We start from the raw sequence: 17,107 nt of genomic DNA, 5'->3' as shown, positions 1-17,107 counted from the left end.
GGGCCCGGCCCGAGGGTCGGGCCCCCGTCTCAGACTTCTGGAGCCGCCATGAACCCCCGCCCGACCGACCCCAGCAGAAGAGCCGTCCTCTCCCTCGCCGCGACGGCCGGCCTCACCGCGGCACTGAGCTCCCTGCCCGCGTTCACCGCCTCCGCCGCCCCCGCGCGCACCGCCGCCGCACCCGCCCCCAGCAGCCCGCGTGACCAGCTGTGGTGGCAGGCCCCGGGCGACGAGCACTCCATGATCGAACAGGGTCTGCCCGTCGGCAACGGCCGCCTCGGCGCCCTCGCGAGCAACGACCCCGGCCGCGAACTGCTGCTCGTCACCGACGCCACGATGTGGACCGGCGGCCTCAACGACACCCTCGACGCCGACGGCCAGTTCCCCTACGGCCGCGCCGACTTCGGGTCCCTCACCCTGCTGGCCCGGCTGACCGTGGAGATCCCCGACCACGACCTCGGCTCGGTCAACGGCTACCGCCGCACCCTCGACCTCGCCCAGGGCCTGGTCACCAGCAGCTACGTCCGCTCCGGCGTCACCTACCGGCGACAGGTCTTCGCCAGCCGCCCCGACGACGCGATCGTCCTGCACTTCAGTCAGAGCGGCGGCGGCCGCTACACCGGCACCATCAGCCTGGAGGGCACGCACGGCGAGAAGCTCTCCGGCGCCGAGTCCTTCGCGGCGTCGCTGTCCAACGGCCTGCGCTACGGCGCGGCGGTCAAGGCCTACGGCAGCGGCGGCCGGGTCCGGGTCAGCGGCTCGCTCATCGAGTTCGCCGGCTGCACCGACCTCACGGTGGTCCTCAGCGGCGGCACGAACTACGCGCCCGACGCGAGCGCCCACTACCGCGACCCCTCGCTCGACCCCGCGCGACTGGCCCGCCAGAAGGTCGCCGCCGCCGCGCGCCACTCGGCCGGCACCCTGCTGCGCACCCATGTCGCCGACTACCGGCCCCTGTACGAGCAACTCGGCCTCTCGCTCGGCACCTCCACCGACGACCAGCGCGCGCTGGACACCTGGGAGCGGATCAACCACCGCTTCCAGAGCGGCGAACCGGACCCCGAACTCGAGGCCGTCTACCTCCAGTACAGCCGCTACCTGATGATCTCCGGCTCGCGCGGCAGTCTCCCCCTCGGCCTGCAGGGCCTGTGGCTGGACGGCAACGACCCGGACTGGATGGGCGACTACCACACCGACATCAACATCCAGATGAACTACTGGATGGCCGACCGGGCCGGTCTGTCCCAGTGCTTCGACGCCTTCACCGACTACTGCCTCGCCCAGCTGCCCGCCTGGACCGACCTGACCCGCCGCCTGTTCAACGACCCGCGCAACCGCTACCGCAACTCCAGCGGGAAGATCGCCGGCTGGACGGTCGCGATCTCCACCAACCCCTACGGCGGGGGCGGCTGGTGGTGGCACCCCGCGGGCAACGCCTGGCTCGGCAACAGCCTCTACGAGCACTACGAGTACACCCGGTCGCGGCAGTACCTGGCGAAGATCTACCCGCTGCTGAAGGGCGCCTGCGAGTTCTGGGAAGCCCGGCTGCTCACCACGACCCTGCCCGGCACCTCGAAGGAGGTGCTCATCGCCGACAGCGACTGGTCGCCCGAACAAGGCCCCCTGGACGCCAAGGGCATCACCTACGCCCAGGAACTGGTGTGGGCGCTCTTCGGCAACTACGCCGACGCGTCGGCCGCGCTGGGCAAGGACGCCGGCTACGCGAAGACGATCGCCGCCCTGCGCGCCAAGCTCTACCTGCCCGAGGTGAGCCCCAAGACGGGCTGGCTCCAGGAGTGGATGTCGCCCGACAACCTGGGCGAGACCACCCACCGCCACCTGTCCCCGCTCGTCGGCCTCTTCCCTGGCGACCGCATCCGCCCCGACGGCTCCACCCCGAAGGACATCGTCGACGGATCCACCGCGCTGCTCACCGCGCGCGGGACGGAGAGCTTCGGCTGGGCCAACGCCTGGCGCGCCCTGTGCTGGGCCCGTCTGAAGAACGCGGACAAGGCCTACCAGCTCATCGCCAACAACCTCCGCCCCTCCGTGGACGGCAGCAACGGCACGGCCTTCAACCTCTTCGACATCTACGAGGTCGAGCGGGGCCGGGGCATCTTCCAGATCGACGCCAACTTCGGCACACCCGCCGCCATGAGCGAGATGCTCCTGTACTCCCGCCCGGGACACCTGGAGCTGCTTCCGGCCCTGCCCGAGGCCTGGGCGGCGCACGGCTCCCTCACCGGGGTCGCCGCGCGCGGCGGCTTCGTCGTCGACCTACACTGGCGGGACGGGACCCCGACGACGGTACGGATACGCAGCGTCGGCGGCCGTACGACGACAGTGGCATACGGCGGCGTCTCCCGGACGGTCGATCTGGGGCCCGGCGAGTCCGTCACGCTGAAGGGCTTCACCCGATGACGGCCCGACTCCCGTGGCTCTGCGGCCTGCTGAGCGCGGTGTTCGTCGCCACGACACCGGCGGCCGCGCCGGCGGTCATGCCCGCGGCCGCGCAGGTCGCCCTGCCCGCGGCCCCGAGCGCGGCGGAGCCAGCCGTCGCGCCCGCCGCGGTCCGTTCCGCGCCGAGCCGGCACGACGTGATCACCTGGGGCGCCGCCGCCGACCGCATGGGCGAGGGCGTCGCCGACCGGGGCTACCGGCTGGTGGTGCACACCAGCGTCGGCGGTGACGGCCTGCGCGTCCGGCTGTCCAACGCCTTCGGTGACCGGCCCGTCACGTTCGACAACGTGTACGCGGGCGTCCAGAAGGCGGGCGCCGAACTGGTCGCCGGCAGCAACCGGCGGCTCACCTTCGGCGGTGCGGGGTCGGTGACCGTGCCCGCGGGTGCCACCGCCTCCAGCGACCCGCTGCCCGGCCGCGTGCCCGCCGCGACCGACCTGGTGATCAGCCTGCACAGTCCGGACGCGGCGGGGCCCGCCACCGGGCACGGCATGGCCATGCAGACGTCGTACCTCGCCCAGGGCGATCACACGGCCGAGGCGGGTGCCGCCCACTGGACCGACGCCGTCGGCTCCTGGTTCTACCTGGACGCCGTCTCGGTCCGGACCGCCACCGCCACCGGTGCCGTCGTGGCGCTCGGCGACTCCATCACGGACGGATGGCAGTCCAGCACCGATCTCAACCGCCGCTGGCCGGACTACCTGGCCCGTCGGCTGCGGAAGGCCGACAGCACGGTCCAGGGCGTGGCCAACGAGGGCATCTCCGGCAACAAGGTGCTGGCCGACGGCGCCGGACAGAGCGCGCTGGGCCGGTTCCAGCGCGACGTGCTGTCCCAGCCCGGGGTCCGTACCGTCTTCCTCTTCGAGGGCGTCAACGACCTCAAGTCCCACTCGGGCGTCACCGCCGCCGACCTGATCGCGGGATACCGGCAGATCATCGACCGGGCGCACGCGGCCGGGAAGTGTGTCGTGGGCGCCACCGTCGGCCCGTTCAAGGGCTGGTCCGAGTGGGACCCGGCCGCCGAAACCGTACGCCAGGAGGTCAACGCCTTCGTCAGGGACGGCGGCGCGTTCGACGGTGTCACCGACTTCGACCACATTCTGCGCAGCCCCTACGACCCCGAGCGCATCCTGCCGTTCTTCGACAACGGGGACCATCTGCACCCCAACGACAAGGGAATGCAGGCCCTCGCCGACGCGGTCGACCTCACTCGGCTGGCATGTGGTCCGACCCACACTTCCCACTACTCCCAGTAACATGATCATGTTGTCGCTTGGATGTGCCATCCAGTAGACCGGCGCCCCGTGAGGGGGGCGCCGCCCCCACTCGGAGAACCGTATGACTACACAGAGCGACGCCCTGCATGAAGCGCGTGCCCACTACGAGAACCACGTCGGGACCTGCCGGCAGTGCCATGTCGACGCCACGCCGTGCGCCGTCTCCAAGCACCTGCTGCGCGTCTACAACAACGCGCGGCGAGCCCGGCCCGAGGCGGCCGCCCGCTGATCGCGAGACCCTCAGGAACACACAAGGACCGACAGGATCGTTGCTTCGGTTGTGTTCGGGTCCTAGGGTGAGCGTGGTTCGGCGGCCACCCCCGCCACCAGCGGCCGAGATCCGTCTCGACGTCAACTTCCGTTCCGTCCCGCTGCGTCCGCCGGCACCGGCACGACGTCCGCACGGACCCGCGATGTTCGGTTTCCCCACAGCATCGCACAGGAGTTGACGCACCCTCAGCCCGCACGGCAGCGCCCGGTCCGTCCTCAGGAGGGTCACGCTCATGGCACACCCGCACGTGTCGTCCACGGACCATTCGGACCGCCCGCCACGTGCGGCCGTGAGCCGTCGCCGCCTCCTGGAGGGGGGCGCCGCCGTCTTCGGCGCGTTCGCCCTCTGCGGCCCGTCCGCCGCGGGACATGCCACGGGCCTGCGTGCGGCGGCCGACGACACCCCCGAGTGGAACGGCCGCATCGACGTCTTCCGCCTCGGCACCGAACCGGCCCACACCACCCTCATGCCGTACGCGGACGAGGCGCAGGCGCTCGCCGCCGACCGCACCCGCTCCCCGTACCGGCTGAGCCTCGACGGCACCTGGAAGTTCGCCCACGCGGACCGCCCCGACGACCGGGACGCCGACTTCCACCGCACCGACCTCGACGACAGCGGCTGGGACACCCTGCCCGTGCCCTCCGCCTGGCAGCTGCACGGCTACGACCGGCCCGTCTACATCAACATCACCTACCCGTGGTGGGGCCCCAACGGCCAGGGCGAGGACGCGCAGCCGCCGGCCGCCCCGACCCGCCTCAACCCCGTCGGCCAGTACCGCCGCACCTTCACCGTCCCGCGCGACTGGGCGGGACGGCGGACCTTCCTGCACTTCGAGGGGGTCAAGTCCGCCCACTACGTCTGGATCAACGGCGAGTTGGTCGGCTACCACGAGGACTCCTACGACCCCGCCGAGTACGACATCACCGCGCACCTCAGGCCGGGCACCAACCAGATCGCCGTGGAGGTCTACCGCTACTCCGACGGCTCCTGGCTGGAGGACCAGGACATGATCCGGCTCAGCGGCATCTTCCGCTCGGTCTACCTGTATTCCACGCCGTCCGTGCACCTGCGCGACTTCCGGCTGGACACCCCGCTGAGCGACGACCACCGGTCGGCCGAGCTGTCGGTCACCGCGAGCGTGCGGGACTACGGCGGTGAGGGCGGCGGCGCCTACGCGGTGGAGACCCAGTTGTACGACGCGGGCGGACACCCCGTGTGGTCCCGGCCGTTGCACCAGGGCGTCGCGCTCGGCTCCGGCGAGGAGGCGACCGTACAGGCTTCGAAGGCCGTGCCCGCGCCGCGCCTGTGGTCGGCCGAGCACCCGAACCTGTACACCGCCGTGCTCCGGCTGCGCGACCCCGCGGGCAAGGTGATCGAGACCCTCTCGCACCGGGTCGGCCTGCGCGAGTTCGCGCTGAAGGACGGCCTGATGCGCATCAACGGCCGACCCGTCTCCTTCCGGGGCACCAACCGCCACGAGATGCACCCGGTCCGCGGCTCGGCCCTCACCCGCGCGGACCTGGTCGAGGACATCGGGATCATCAAACGGCTGAACATCAACAGCGTCCGTACCTCGCACTACCCCAACAACCCGCTGTGGCTCGAACTCGCCGACGAGTACGGCCTGTACCTGGTGGGCGAGACGAATCTGGAGACCCACGGCATCCGCGGTGAGTTTCCGGGCGACCACGCCGACTGGACCACGGCCTGTGTGGCCCGCGCCCAGAACATGGTCCACCGCGACAAGAACCACGCCAGCGTGGTCATCTGGTCCCTCGGCAACGAGGCGGGCGGCGGCAGCACGTTCACGGCCATGCACGAGTGGATCCGCTCCTACGACACCACCCGGGTGATCCAGTACGAGGGCGACGACCGTCCGGGGATCAGCGACATCCGCTCCGAGATGTACGACACCCCCTCCCGCGTCGAGGCACGGGCGAAGGACACCACCGACACCCGGCCGTACGTGATGATCGAGTACTCCCACGCGATGGGGAACTCCAGCGGGAACTTCAAGAAGTACTGGGACCTCGTCCGCCGCCATGACGTGCTCCAGGGGGGATGGATCTGGGACTTCGTCGACCAGGCCCTGAACTGGCCCACCCCGACGCGCAAGATGTTCACCGAGACCGGACCCGCCGCGCTGGCCGGCGAGATCATCGCCCCCAGCGGCACCTTCAGCCGCGACAAGGGCCTCTCCGGCGGTACGGTCTTCGCCCGCGACCCCGGCCTCGACCTCACCGGCTCCCTCACCCTGGAGGCCTGGGTCACCCCGCACTTCACCGGCTACCACCAGCCGATCATCGCCAAGGGCGACACCCAGTACGCCCTCAAGCAGACCGACCGGAACCTGGGGTTCTTCATCTACTCCGGCGGCCGGTGGATCACCGCGAGCTGGGCGCTGCCGGCCGACTGGACCGGCGTCGAGCACCACGTCGCGGGTGTCTTCGACGCCCAGGCGGGCACCCTGACCCTGCACGTCGACGGCGCGGTGCGGGCCACCCGCACGACCACCGTCCGGGGCCCGGCCCGCAACACCGCCGCCCTGTCGCTGGCCACCGATGTGGACAACCCCACCCGCGAGTTCAGCGGCACCCTCCGCCGGGCCCGCGTCTACGCCAGAGCGCTGAGCGCCGCCGAACTGGCCTCCGGCGGCCGGGGCCCCGAGGACGACGGCGTACGGTTCTGGTTCGACGCCGCCACCGTCGCCCACACCGAGCAGCGGCCCCGCGACAAGACGTTCTACGCCTACGGCGGCGACTGGGGCGACAACCCCAACGACGGGGCCTTCTCCGGCGACGGCATCGTCACCGCCGACCGCGGGACCACCGGCAAGTCCGCCGAGGTCAAGCGGATCTACCAGGCCGTCGATGCCGCTCCGGCCGACGGCGCCCGCCTGGTCCAGGGGGCGGCCGTCACCCTCACCAACGAGTACCTCTTCACCAACCTCCGCGAATTCGACGGCCGGTGGGAGCTCACACGCGACGGAGAGGTGGTGCAGCGCGGCAGTCTGAGCCGCGACCAGCTCGACGTGGCACCCCTGTCCGGCAAGGACGTCGTCGTGCCCTTCACACTGCCGGGCGACCCGGCGCCGGGCGCGGAGTACTTCCTGCGCCTGTCCTTCACGACCCGGCAGACCACGCGATGGGCGAAGGCGGGCTTCGAGGTGGCCGGGCAGCAACTCCCGGTCGACGCGGGCAGCCCGGCCGTCACGCCCGTGCCGCTGGACGACGTCCCGGCCCTGCGCCACGACGAGAGCGCCTCGGCGGTCACCGTCACGGGCGAGGGATTCTCGGTCGCCGTCGAAAAGAAGACCGGCGTCATCACCTCCTACCGTGCGGCCGGCGCCCAGCTGATCTCCTCCGGGCCGGTCCCGAACTTCTGGCGGGCCCCGACCGACAACGACCGCGGCAACGGCCAGCACACCCGCAACGAGACCTGGCGCGACGCCGGAGCCCTGCGCACGGTCACCGCCGTGAGCGTGCGGGCGCTGCGCGACCGGGCCGTCGAGATCAAGGTCGCCGGGACGCTGCCCACGACGACGGAGTCGACGTACACCACCACGTACACCGTCTTCGGCAGTGGCGAGATCAAGGTCGACAACACCCTGCACCCCGGCGCCGCCTCGCTGCCGTACCTCCCGGAGGTCGGCAGCCTGCTGCTCCTGCCCGCCCGCCTGGAGCGGCTGCACTACTACGGCCGCGGTCCCGAGGAGAACCACTGGGACCGCAACGACGCCACCGACGTGGGCCGGTACTCCGGCACCGTCGGCGGGCAGTGGACCTCCTACCTGCGCCCGCAGGAGAACGGCAACAAGACCGACGTCCGCTGGGTCGCCCTCACCGGCGACGACGGCACCGGCCTGCTCGTCTGCGGCGAACCCCTCCTCGAGGTGAACGCCTCGCACTTCACGCCCGAGGACCTGTCGGTCGGGGCGCGCCACGACTACCAGCTCACCCCGCGCGCGGAGGTCGTCCTGCGGCTCGGCCACCGGCAGATGGGCGTCGGCGGCGACAACAGCTGGGGTGCGCATACCCACGACGAGTACAAGCTCTTCGCGAACCGCGACTACGCGTACACCTACCGGCTGCGCCCGCTGACCGACGTCCGCCGGGCGACGGCCCTCTCGCGCCGGCCCACGGCGGGAGAAGCGGAATGATCGCTTGCTCTTCGCGGGGGGCCGGGGCACCGGGGCTTTCGGCGCGGTTGACGGAGGGTCAGCCCGGAGCGTCGCCCGCTCCTGACCGGGACGACAACTGCGTCAGTTCCACATCGGATAGGTGACCACGCGCTCATACCCGTCCGGCCTGGAATCGGGGTACACGATGCTCATCTGGCCGTACTGCTGGGTCGCCGGGCTCCTCTTCCAGGTCTTCGGGCGCTCCAGCACCACGATGACCGGGTACGAGTGGAACTTGCCCGCGGCGCAGTACGGCTTGCAGTCGTTCACGGCGTTGTAGCCCGTGCCGACCGCGGAGCCCGACTCCCAGTGGGTCCAGTGCATCGAGGTGAGGCGGCTGTTGCCGTCACCGCAGGCGAGGATGAAGTCGCCGGGGCGGACCTGTGGCTTCCAGAAGCAGTCGACGAGCACGGTGTCGCCGGCCTTCCGGGTCACTTGGCCGTGTGCGCCTGACGGTGCCGCAGCGGGGGAGGCGGAGGCCGGTCCCAAGGCTGTGGCCAATGACGCAGCCGCACAGAGCGTGATCGCTGCTCTCCAGGTGTGTCTCCGCATACCAACTCCCGCCGCCTGTCCGAGCCGCACCCCGTCGGCCTCTTCTGTCGACGCTACGACTATCGACGCTACGACCGTCTCGCGGGATCCACCACTCGGACGGCACCGCGTGCCGCACGGTTCCATGATGTCGGGCCTTGCCACGCCCCGGTGTTCCCCGCGGCAGGTCGCTTCCCCGCTGACTCGCGGCCAGGGACGCGACGCGACCGTCGCCGTCCGAACCGGCTTCACATGGTTGGGGCTAATATGTCCCCGGAGTGATCGATGCCTCACATGCGCCCGTCAGGCGACGCCGACGACCTGCTGACCAGACTCGGGTCACTGACCGCTCAGGCCCGCGAGCGTGCTGAACTTCAGCGCTCGCAGGTCGAACTGGCGATCGCTCTCCAGCGCGGCATGCTGCCGGGGGAGCTGCCCGCCGCCCCCGGATTCCGGGTGGCCGCCCGCTACGTACCGGCCTGTCACGGCCTCAACGTCGGCGGCGACTGGTACGACGCGTTCACCCTCGCCGACGGCTGTGTCGGACTGTCCATCGGCGACGTCCAGGGCCACAACATCGAGGCCGCCGCGTTCATGGGCCAGGTGCGGGTCGGCCTGCGGGCCCTCGCCTCCGTCACGAGCGAGCCGGGGGAGCTCCTGGCCCGGACGAACGACCTGCTTCTCTCCCTCGGCACCGACCTCTTCGCGACCTGCACGTTCATGCGGCTCGACCCGGCCACCGGCGTACTGGAGAGCGCGCGGGCCGGGCACGTTCCCTGCGTCTGGGCCACGGCGGACGGGAAGTCCGGCATCGTCGCGGACCGGGGAGGACTCCCGCTCGGCATCGCGGAGGGAGCGGAGTTCCCGACGACCCGGTCCAGGCTCACCACGGGCGGGGTCCTGGTCCTGCTCACGGACGGCGTGGTGGAGGGGCCCTCCCTGAGCGTCGACGAGGGGCTCGGACACGTCGTGCGGCTGGCCGGTATCGCCGCCGTCGCGGGCCTGGACGCGGAGCCGCTCGCCGCGGCCGTGATCAAGGTCTCGGAGCTGGTGGGACACGAGGACGACGCCGCCGTGCTGGTCGTCCGCCACGACGGGCCCGGCGTCCGGCCGTAGGGCCGGCCCCGCCCGCGGCCGTCGCCAATGGCCGGGCGTCCCCGCGGACGCGCCCCTCGCCTCGCCGACGAGGCGGCCCAGGTGTCTGATGACTGGTGTGGCGCGTACCCAGGAGCTGAGCCGGCCTGTCGTCGTCGGCCTCCAGACGCTGGCTGTGGCCGTCGGCTACTTCGCGGCGGGACGGCTGGGACTCCTGCGGCAGCTCGTCCTCGAAGGCGCGGTGTTCACCCCCATCTGGCCGCCCACGGGTATCGCGGTCGCGGGTCTGCTGATCTTCGGGCTGCGCTGCTGGCCCGGCATCGCCCTCGGCGCCCTGCTGGTCGTCCTGACCATGGCCTCGTTCCAGCCCCATCTGCTCGGCAACCTGATCGGCGGCACCGCGGCCCCCGTCTGCTCGTACCTCATGCTGCGCAAAGTGGGATTCCGCACCGATCTCAGCCGGCTGCGGGACGGTCTCGCCCTCGTGTTCCTGGGGGCCCTCACGGGGATGCTGATCAGCGCGACGACCGGTGTCGGTCTCCTCGTGGCCACGGGCAAGCTCGCCGCGGACGACTTCTGGACGGTCTGGCTCGCGTGGTGGGTGGGCGACGCGATGGGTGTCCTGATCGTCACCCCGATCCTGCTGGCGATGCACGGCGCGCGGTGGCCCCCGCGCTTCTCACGATGGAAGGAGGCCCTGGGGGTGGCGCTCATCGCCTGCGTCTTCGTGCCGCTCGCCACGCTCAGCAGTGTCAGCCTGATGTTCCTCGTGTACCCCCTGCTCATCTGGGTGGCCCTGAGATTCCAGCTCGTCGGCAGCATGCTGTGCGCCCTGTTCGCCTCCGTCATGGCGACCATCGCGGCGACGGACGAGATCGGCCCGTTCGCGGGGCTGAACCACGTCGAGGTGATGTTCAAGCTCCAGGCCTTCAACGGATCCATGGCGCTGACCGCCCTGCTCCTGTCGGCGGTGATCGTCGAGCAGCACAACACCAGACGTTCCGTGGAACAGGCCTGCCAGGAGCTGGTCGAGGTGCTGGAACATCTCACCGCGGGCGAGTCCCCGCCCGGCCGACCGCCACCGCGGCAGGAGCAGGGCCGAGGCCGGCCGCACGGCAGGGAGTGAACTCCACGGCGGCCCCGGGAATCAACCGCGGTCGGCCGCCCGGACGTGCTGTCCGCCGGTGAACAGGGACCAGAGGTCGCTGTCCCAGGCCAGCTGTCGGACCAGTTCGTCGTCGGTGGAGCGGGGGGCGGGGGCGCCCTGTGGTGCGGCGGCGCGCTGCGGGGCGGTCGCGGGGGACTGGTCGCGCCGTGAGATCTGCCCGCTGACGGTGATGTTGTGCTCCACGCGCGGGCGGCGGAGCGCTTCGTAGGCGGTGAGGGCCCGCTCGCTGTCCGGCGCGTCCCGGAGGGCCTTCGCGAGGACGACGGCGTCCTCCAGCGCCATCGACGCCCCCTGCCCGGTCGCGGGCGAGGCGGCGTGCGCGGCGTCGCCGACGAGCAGGACCCGGCCGCGGTGCCATGGCGTGGCGGGCGGCATCTCGGTGGCCCGGGTGACCATGACGCCGTCGGCGGTGGCCTCGACGATGTCGGCCGCGAGCGCGCGGTCCGACCGGGAGGCGTCCGCGCGCAGCAGCGGGACGAGCAGTTCGCGCCATCGGGACGGATCCCCGTCCGTGGGCTCCGGCCCCGCCGACGGCTCACCGGCGACACGGCAGAACCAGAACGTCTCGCCGGCGGGGCTCACGGCGTAGCCGAAGGCGGCCTCGGGGCCGCGCAGGAACGTGATGCGCCCGCTCCCGCGCTCCGCCGTCGAGGGAGCCTCGGTGGTGTGACCGTAGAAGACGTGCTCGCCCGCGTACCGGGGGCGAGCGGCGGGCGCGACGGACCGCCGGACGGCGGAGTTCAGCCCGTCGGCGCCGACGAGCAGGTCGCCGCTCGCGGTCCCGCCGTCGGCGAAGTGCGCGGTGACGGTGTCCGGGCCGTCCTGCACGGACACCAGCCGGGCGCCGTGCTGGACGCCTATGCCCCTGCGCACGGCCTCCGCCTGGAGAACCGCGTTGAGTTCGCCGCGGCGCAGGCACCGGTACTGGAGCAGTGGGTCGCCGGCCTCGCCGAGCGGCCTGCTCGCCAGTTCGGTGCCGGAGCCGTCGAGGACACGCATCGTGGTGAGCGGGAAACCGACGGCGGCGACCGCGGCGGCGGCGTCGATCTGGGCGAGGGCGCGCATGCCGTTGCTCGCCAGCGTGAGGAACGCGCCGAGATCCTCGGCCGCGTCCGGGTGCGCCTCGTACACGGTGGCTTCGTGCCCGGCCCTGTGCAGGGCCAGTGCCGTCGCCGCGCCCGCCGTGCCGCCGCCGATGACGAGTACGTGTGCCATGCCGAACTCCTTCCGTGTGCCCACCGACCGCCCGTGCCTTCGGCTGAACTCCCGGACGGGGCAGGGGAGTTCCACCCGGCGTGAAGCACGGTCCAGTGGGCCGGCGCGGTTCGTGGGGACTCGACCCGCTTGGGGATGTCGCGTACCCATTCGTTTTCTTGTTCGAACCTACGAACCTGCCACACGGCGGGTTACCGCCGCTCCCGAGGTCTGATAGTAAACCTTCCTGTCAGTAAGTGGTACGGACCAACTCCACGCCCCCCACCTTCACTTGGAGCTCCCGTGGTGCACTCTTCCACCGAGGCGGCAGGTCTCACTGCCTCCCGCCGTTCGGTCCTCGCTCTGGTCGGCGCCCTGGCGGCGGCCCCTCTGCTCGGCTCCCCGTCGGCCGCGGCGACCCCCAGGGCCGCCGCCGCCCTCGGCCTCGACGACCCGGCGAAGAAGGAGATCGCCATGAAGCTGGTGTCGAGCGCCGAGAACTCCTCGCTCGACTGGAAGGCGCAGTACAAGTACATCGAGGACATCGGTGACGGCCGCGGCTACACCGCCGGCATCATCGGCTTCTGCTCCGGCACCGGCGACATGCTCGACCTCGTGCAGCTCTACGCCGACCGCAAGCCCGGCAACGTCCTCGCCCGGTACCTTCCGGCGCTGCGCGCGGTGGACGGCACCGACTCGCACAGCGGCCTCGACCCCAACTTCCCCGCGGACTGGCGCAGGGCGGCGCAGGACACCCAGTTCCAGCAGGCGCAGAACGACGAACGCGACCGGGTGTACTTCAACCCGTCGGTCCAGCAGGGCAAGACGGACGGGCTCCGCGTCCTGGGCCAGTTCGCCTACTACGACGCCATCGTCATGCACGGCGACGGCACCGACCCCACCAGCTTCCGCAACATCCGCAAGCGCGCCCTGAACAAGGCCAAGCCGCCGGCGCAGGGCGGCAACGAGACGACGTACCTCAACGCCTTCCTGGACGCCAGGGTCTGGGCCATGCGGCAGGAGGAGGCGCACAGCGACACCAGCCGGGTCGACACCGCGCAGCGCGTGTTCCTGCGCAACGGCAACCTCGACCTCAATCCGCCGCTGGACTGGAAGGTGTACGGCGACAGCTTCCACATCGGCTGACCGACAGGTACGTCAGCCACCGCGGGCGGCCCGACCGCTCCGTTCCGCTTCGTTCGGCGGGCCGCACCGCGGGCAACCTCACCGGATCCGGGTCGAGTTGACTCGTGCCGACCTCTGGTCCCGGGAACGTACCGACCGGTATACAAACCGAGTCGAACGTGCGAACGCCGCACTGGCGCGGTGTGGCACGCCGGCCCGAATCCTGGGGGAGTGCTTCATGAAGGATCACGGCAAGCCGGCCGCGGGTGTCCCGCGCCGCCGACGCGGCCTGGCGGTGGGAGCGGCGGTCAGCGCCTGCGCCCTCGGCCTGGCCGCCGCGTCGCCGGCCACGGCCCACGGCGCGCACCACGGCCACGGCACGCGCTACGTGGCCCTCGGCGACTCCTACACCTCGGGACCGCTGATCCCCCGGCAGGTGGACGCGAACTGCGCCCGCTCGGACCACAACTACCCGTCGCTCGTGTCGGCGTGGGGGAGAGCGACCGCGTTCAAGGACGTCAGCTGCGGCGGGGCGACGACCGCGCAGATGTGGAAGGCGCAGGGGACGAACGGCCCCCAGCTCGACGCGGTGCGGCGCGACACCGACCTGGTGACGGTCCAGATCGGCGGCAACGACGTCGGCTTCGGCTCCATCATCGCCACCTGCGCCCGGCTCGGCGCGACCGACCTGGCCGGCAACCCGTGCCAGCGTTACTACGCCTCCTCCGGCACCGACCAGTTGGTGCTCAACATCCTCGACACCGCGCCCAAGGTCGCCGCGGTGCTGCGCGCGGTGCACGCGAGGGCGCCGCATGCCCGGGTGCTCGTCGTCGGCTACCCCGACCTGCTGCCCGACGACGGCAGCGGCTGCTACCCCTCCGTGCCGTTCGCGGCGAAGGACTTCCCCTACCTGCGGGACACCGGCAAGCGGATCAATCTGATGCTGCGTCTGGTGGCGCTGACCAACCGCGCGGAGTACGTCGACACGTACGGGCCCACCCGCGGCCACGACATGTGCAAGGCGCCGGCGGACCGCTGGATCGAGCCCCTGCAGCCGGCGTCCGCGGCGGCCCCCGCACACCCCAACGCCAAGGGCGAGGAAGCCATGGCGCGCGCCGTCATCGCGCGGCTCAAGTCGGGCCACGGGCACCGCTGATCGCACCGGATCTGGCAGTATCGGCCCATGACGATCCGTACCCGCGCCGACGGCGGTTCCCGGTACTCGCTGTGGTCGAGGGACTCGGTGCTCTCCATCGGGTCGGTGAACTCGGTCCTGTCCATCGGCTCGGTGGGCAGCGCGCTGTCCGTCGGGTCGATCGGCAGTGTGCTGTCCGCCGGTTCCGTCGGGTCCGCCGCGTCGCTCGTGTCCGGCGGATCCTGGCTGAGCACGGGGTCGGTGCTGTCCGCCCGGTCCTCCTGGTCGGTCATGTCCTGGCGCTCCCGTGGCGGCCTGGTCGCGGCCGGAGCCCTGACGGCGACGGTCGGCGCTACGGTCCTGCTGCGCGCGCTCGCCACGGAGGGCGGGCGAGGCGGTGCCGGCCGGGGCCGTCTCCTCGACCGACGCGGCTCGGGCGGCAGTTGATCCGGGAGTGGTCCGGGAGCGATCGGGGAGTGATCCGCGACTGGCTCGGCAGGTGACTCGGGAGGCGGTTCGGCGGGTGAGGAACGCCTCCTGACGTCAGAACGCCTCCCACAGACACACCAGTGTCCGGTCGGTGTCGCCGCCGGTCGTGCGGAAGGCGGTCTGCTGCAGGAAGCCGACCAGATCGGCGGCGCCCGGCCGCCAGGCCTCCGCCAGGAACTTCGCGACCTCCGGCGAGCGGACCAGCTCCGCGGTGGCGCCGGTGCACAGCACCAGGGTGTCTCCCGGGCGGGTGTCCACGCTCTGGCGGCGCAGCGCGCAGCCGGTCGGCAGGGCCCGCGCGGTGGTCCACGCGGTGTCCGGGCCGAGTTCGAGTACCGGGTGCCAGGATCTGTCGCGCAGCAGGAGGGCCACACCGCTGCCGGTGCCGAGCACGAGGTGCCGGCGGACCGAGGTCTGGCCGAGGGGAGTGAGGACCGCCAGTACGTCGGCGGACACGTCCTCGGCCTCCGCCTGATGGCGGTGGGCGAGCCGTTCGAGGCTGCCGGCCGTGCCACGGATCGCGGTACGCAGCAGGTCGGTCACGGCCTCGGCCGACTCGTCGCTCGCCAGGGCGCTCTCCAACGGTCTGGCGAACGCGCCGAGTTGCGTGGCGAGCGACTCGCACAGCAGGTCGGCCGCGGCCTGGGACCAACGGCCCAGGGGATGTCCGGCCGAGACCGCCGACAGCAGCGTGGGGCGGGGGAACTCGGGCAGGATCCGCGTCAGGAACGCGTCGCGCCGGAACCGCTGGTCGGCCCGGTTGCGGCCGCCGCGCTGCGAGGTGCCCCGCACCCGCAGGGAGCCCAGGTCGGCACCGTCCACGACGGTGTCCGGCACGCTGTCGCGCCCCAGCGCCAAGCCGCCGGGCACCCCCATCGGAAACGGACCGGCGCCGAACCGCGACACGGCTCCGACCCGGATGACCCGCTCGGGCCCCGGCACGTCCACCCGTACGACCCTTTCCGGTCCGGGAACCCGCACGACCCGTTCGGGCCCGGGAATCTCGACGACCCTTTCGGGTCCGGGAACCTCGACGAGGCGCTCGGGACCTGGCACGCGTACCACCCGTTCGGGGCCGGGGACCTCCACCGGCACCTCCCTGACCTCCACCCGCACCTGCTCGGGGCGGGCCGCCCGCGCCTCCGCCTCCCGCCGACGCCGGTGCAGGAGCCCGAGCAGCAGGGCATTGACGAGCAGGGAGAGGCCCAGAACGACGAGGACGAGGACGTTCACCGTGATTCCTCCTTGACCGCTCGCAGCGCGAGGGTGGTGAGCGGGCCGCACGACACGGCGAGGAACAGAGCGTGCGACTCGGCCGTGTACACGGGGTCGAGAAGCCGGCCGGGGTCCGGCGGGGACGCGTCCCGTCCGGCGTCGGCCGTGCGGGCGAAGCCCTGACGGGCCGAACGCAGGGCGGAGGTGTAGCGGTGCCGGGCCAGCCGGTCGACGGCGTCCGCGGCCGACTCGGTCCACGGGCCCAGGACCCGTTCGGCCAGCTCGGTCAGCCCCGCCGCGGTCCGCTCGCGTGGCGTCCCGGCCGCGGCGGCGTGCTCGGGCATCACGGGGACGACGGTGAGGACGGCCCCCGGCTCACCGAGCACCCGCCGTACGGCCGCCGCCGACCAGTCGCGCAGTTGGGGACGTGTGCCGACGCCCTGATGGTCCGCGCCCAGGACCACCACCGCGGTGCGTTCCTCGCCGACGGCCGCGAGGGCGGTCGGCAGGATCCTGCGCAGGGCGCGCGCCTCCGCGCCGAGCCGGGCGCCGGTCTGCACCCCGCGCGCGGCCGCCGCCAGCACCGGGTAGGAGACGGCCACCAGCACGGCGTGGGCCTGGCGGACCGTACGTTCCGCGGTCCGTCCCTCCTGGTCGGGTGCGGCCGGGCCCACGGGAGCGTCGACCATTTCGTGGCGCACGGGAGGTTCCGGTGCGGGCCCGGGGCCGGGGGCGAGCAGCGCGCCGAGCACGTCCCGCGAGGACGCGGGCAGACCGCCGGCGTGCAGCAGGGCGATCCGATGGGCCACCGGTGTTCCGGCGGCCCGGTGGTGCCCCAGGTCCTCGGCGAGGGTGGCCCGCAGCCCGGACCGCTCCCCGGTCGGGGTCGCGCTCAGGACGCGGGCCACCTCGGCCGCCCAGGCCGGCGACGGGTCCGGCCCGCTACGGGGTGTGCGGCGGGGGCTGC

Annotated in this window: 13 protein-coding genes; 9 read left to right on the top strand and 4 right to left on the bottom strand. The window is 72.3% G+C overall.

Going from position 1 to position 17,107, the window contains the following annotated elements; all coding sequences use genetic code 11:
• The first annotated feature begins 48 nt into the window (after positions 1–48).
• The 4 genes from ACWCQK_RS11700 to ACWCQK_RS11685 all read left to right on the top strand — a co-directional run bounded on the left by ACWCQK_RS11700 (position 49) and on the right by ACWCQK_RS11685 (position 8,167).
• Positions 49–2,421 carry a glycosyl hydrolase family 95 catalytic domain-containing protein gene (locus ACWCQK_RS11700; protein WP_451154499.1) on the top strand — a complete coding sequence of 791 codons (2,373 nt, stop codon included), beginning with the start codon at positions 49–51 and terminating at the stop codon, positions 2,419–2,421.
• Positions 2,422–2,498: 77 nt separating this feature from the next.
• Positions 2,499–3,716, top strand: a complete 1,218-nt coding sequence (locus ACWCQK_RS11695; RefSeq protein WP_451154638.1) for an SGNH/GDSL hydrolase family protein — start codon at positions 2,499–2,501, stop codon at positions 3,714–3,716.
• 82 nt (positions 3,717–3,798) lie between these two features.
• Positions 3,799–3,966 (top strand): hypothetical protein, encoded by a 168-nt coding sequence (locus ACWCQK_RS11690; protein WP_451154497.1) that lies wholly within the window; start codon positions 3,799–3,801, stop codon positions 3,964–3,966.
• 274 nt (positions 3,967–4,240) lie between these two features.
• A complete protein-coding gene (locus ACWCQK_RS11685; protein WP_451154495.1) occupies positions 4,241–8,167 on the top strand; it encodes a glycoside hydrolase family 2 TIM barrel-domain containing protein in 3,927 nt (1,308 codons plus the stop codon).
• Between the two features lie 102 nt (positions 8,168–8,269).
• Here ACWCQK_RS11685 and ACWCQK_RS11680 read toward each other — a convergent pair whose 3' ends face one another.
• Positions 8,270–8,623 carry a hypothetical protein gene (locus ACWCQK_RS11680; protein ID WP_451154493.1) on the bottom strand — a complete coding sequence of 118 codons (354 nt, stop codon included), beginning with the start codon at positions 8,621–8,623 and terminating at the stop codon, positions 8,270–8,272.
• Between the two features lie 381 nt (positions 8,624–9,004).
• On the opposite strand from ACWCQK_RS11680, the gene ACWCQK_RS11675 reads away from it, so the two are divergent.
• Together ACWCQK_RS11675 and ACWCQK_RS11670 are read left to right on the top strand one after the other, a co-directional pair.
• Positions 9,005–9,835 carry a PP2C family protein-serine/threonine phosphatase gene (locus ACWCQK_RS11675; protein WP_451154491.1) on the top strand — a complete coding sequence of 277 codons (831 nt, stop codon included), beginning with the start codon at positions 9,005–9,007 and terminating at the stop codon, positions 9,833–9,835.
• Between the two features lie 88 nt (positions 9,836–9,923).
• On the top strand, positions 9,924–10,940 hold the full coding sequence (locus ACWCQK_RS11670; protein WP_451154489.1) for an MASE1 domain-containing protein: 1,017 nt from the start codon (positions 9,924–9,926) through the stop codon (positions 10,938–10,940).
• Positions 10,941–10,961: 21 nt separating this feature from the next.
• On the opposite strand, the gene ACWCQK_RS11665 is transcribed toward ACWCQK_RS11670, so the two are convergent.
• Positions 10,962–12,197: an FAD-dependent oxidoreductase gene (locus ACWCQK_RS11665; protein WP_451154487.1), complete on the bottom strand. Its 1,236-nt coding sequence runs from the start codon at positions 12,195–12,197 to the stop codon at positions 10,962–10,964.
• A 282-nt stretch (positions 12,198–12,479) separates the two neighbouring features.
• Between ACWCQK_RS11665 and ACWCQK_RS11660 the strand changes: the two genes are divergently transcribed.
• The 3 genes from ACWCQK_RS11660 to ACWCQK_RS11650 all read left to right on the top strand — a co-directional run bounded on the left by ACWCQK_RS11660 (position 12,480) and on the right by ACWCQK_RS11650 (position 14,883).
• On the top strand, positions 12,480–13,322 hold the full coding sequence (locus tag ACWCQK_RS11660) for a chitosanase (RefSeq protein WP_451154485.1): 843 nt from the start codon (positions 12,480–12,482) through the stop codon (positions 13,320–13,322).
• 217 nt (positions 13,323–13,539) lie between these two features.
• On the top strand, positions 13,540–14,457 hold the full coding sequence (locus ACWCQK_RS11655) for an SGNH/GDSL hydrolase family protein (protein WP_451154483.1): 918 nt from the start codon (positions 13,540–13,542) through the stop codon (positions 14,455–14,457).
• A 27-nt stretch (positions 14,458–14,484) separates the two neighbouring features.
• Positions 14,485–14,883 carry a hypothetical protein gene (locus ACWCQK_RS11650; RefSeq protein ID WP_451154481.1) on the top strand — a complete coding sequence of 133 codons (399 nt, stop codon included), beginning with the start codon at positions 14,485–14,487 and terminating at the stop codon, positions 14,881–14,883.
• A 96-nt stretch (positions 14,884–14,979) separates the two neighbouring features.
• Here ACWCQK_RS11650 and ACWCQK_RS11645 read toward each other — a convergent pair whose 3' ends face one another.
• The gene (locus ACWCQK_RS11645) at positions 14,980–16,158 is read right to left on the bottom strand and encodes a protein phosphatase 2C domain-containing protein (RefSeq protein ID WP_451154479.1); all 1,179 of its coding nucleotides are present in this window, start codon (positions 16,156–16,158) and stop codon (positions 14,980–14,982) included.
• Entirely contained in the window at positions 16,155–17,048 is an 894-nt protein-coding gene (locus ACWCQK_RS11640) for a hypothetical protein (RefSeq protein ID WP_451154477.1), read from the bottom strand. Before ACWCQK_RS11640 ends, ACWCQK_RS11645 begins: the two co-directional genes overlap by 4 nt.
• Positions 17,049–17,107 lie beyond the last annotated feature (59 nt).

Source organism: Streptomyces sp. NPDC002306 (assembly GCF_053593435.1).
The sequence above is the reverse complement of the archived record's forward strand: the minus strand, read 5'-3'. Positions and strand labels throughout refer to the sequence as shown.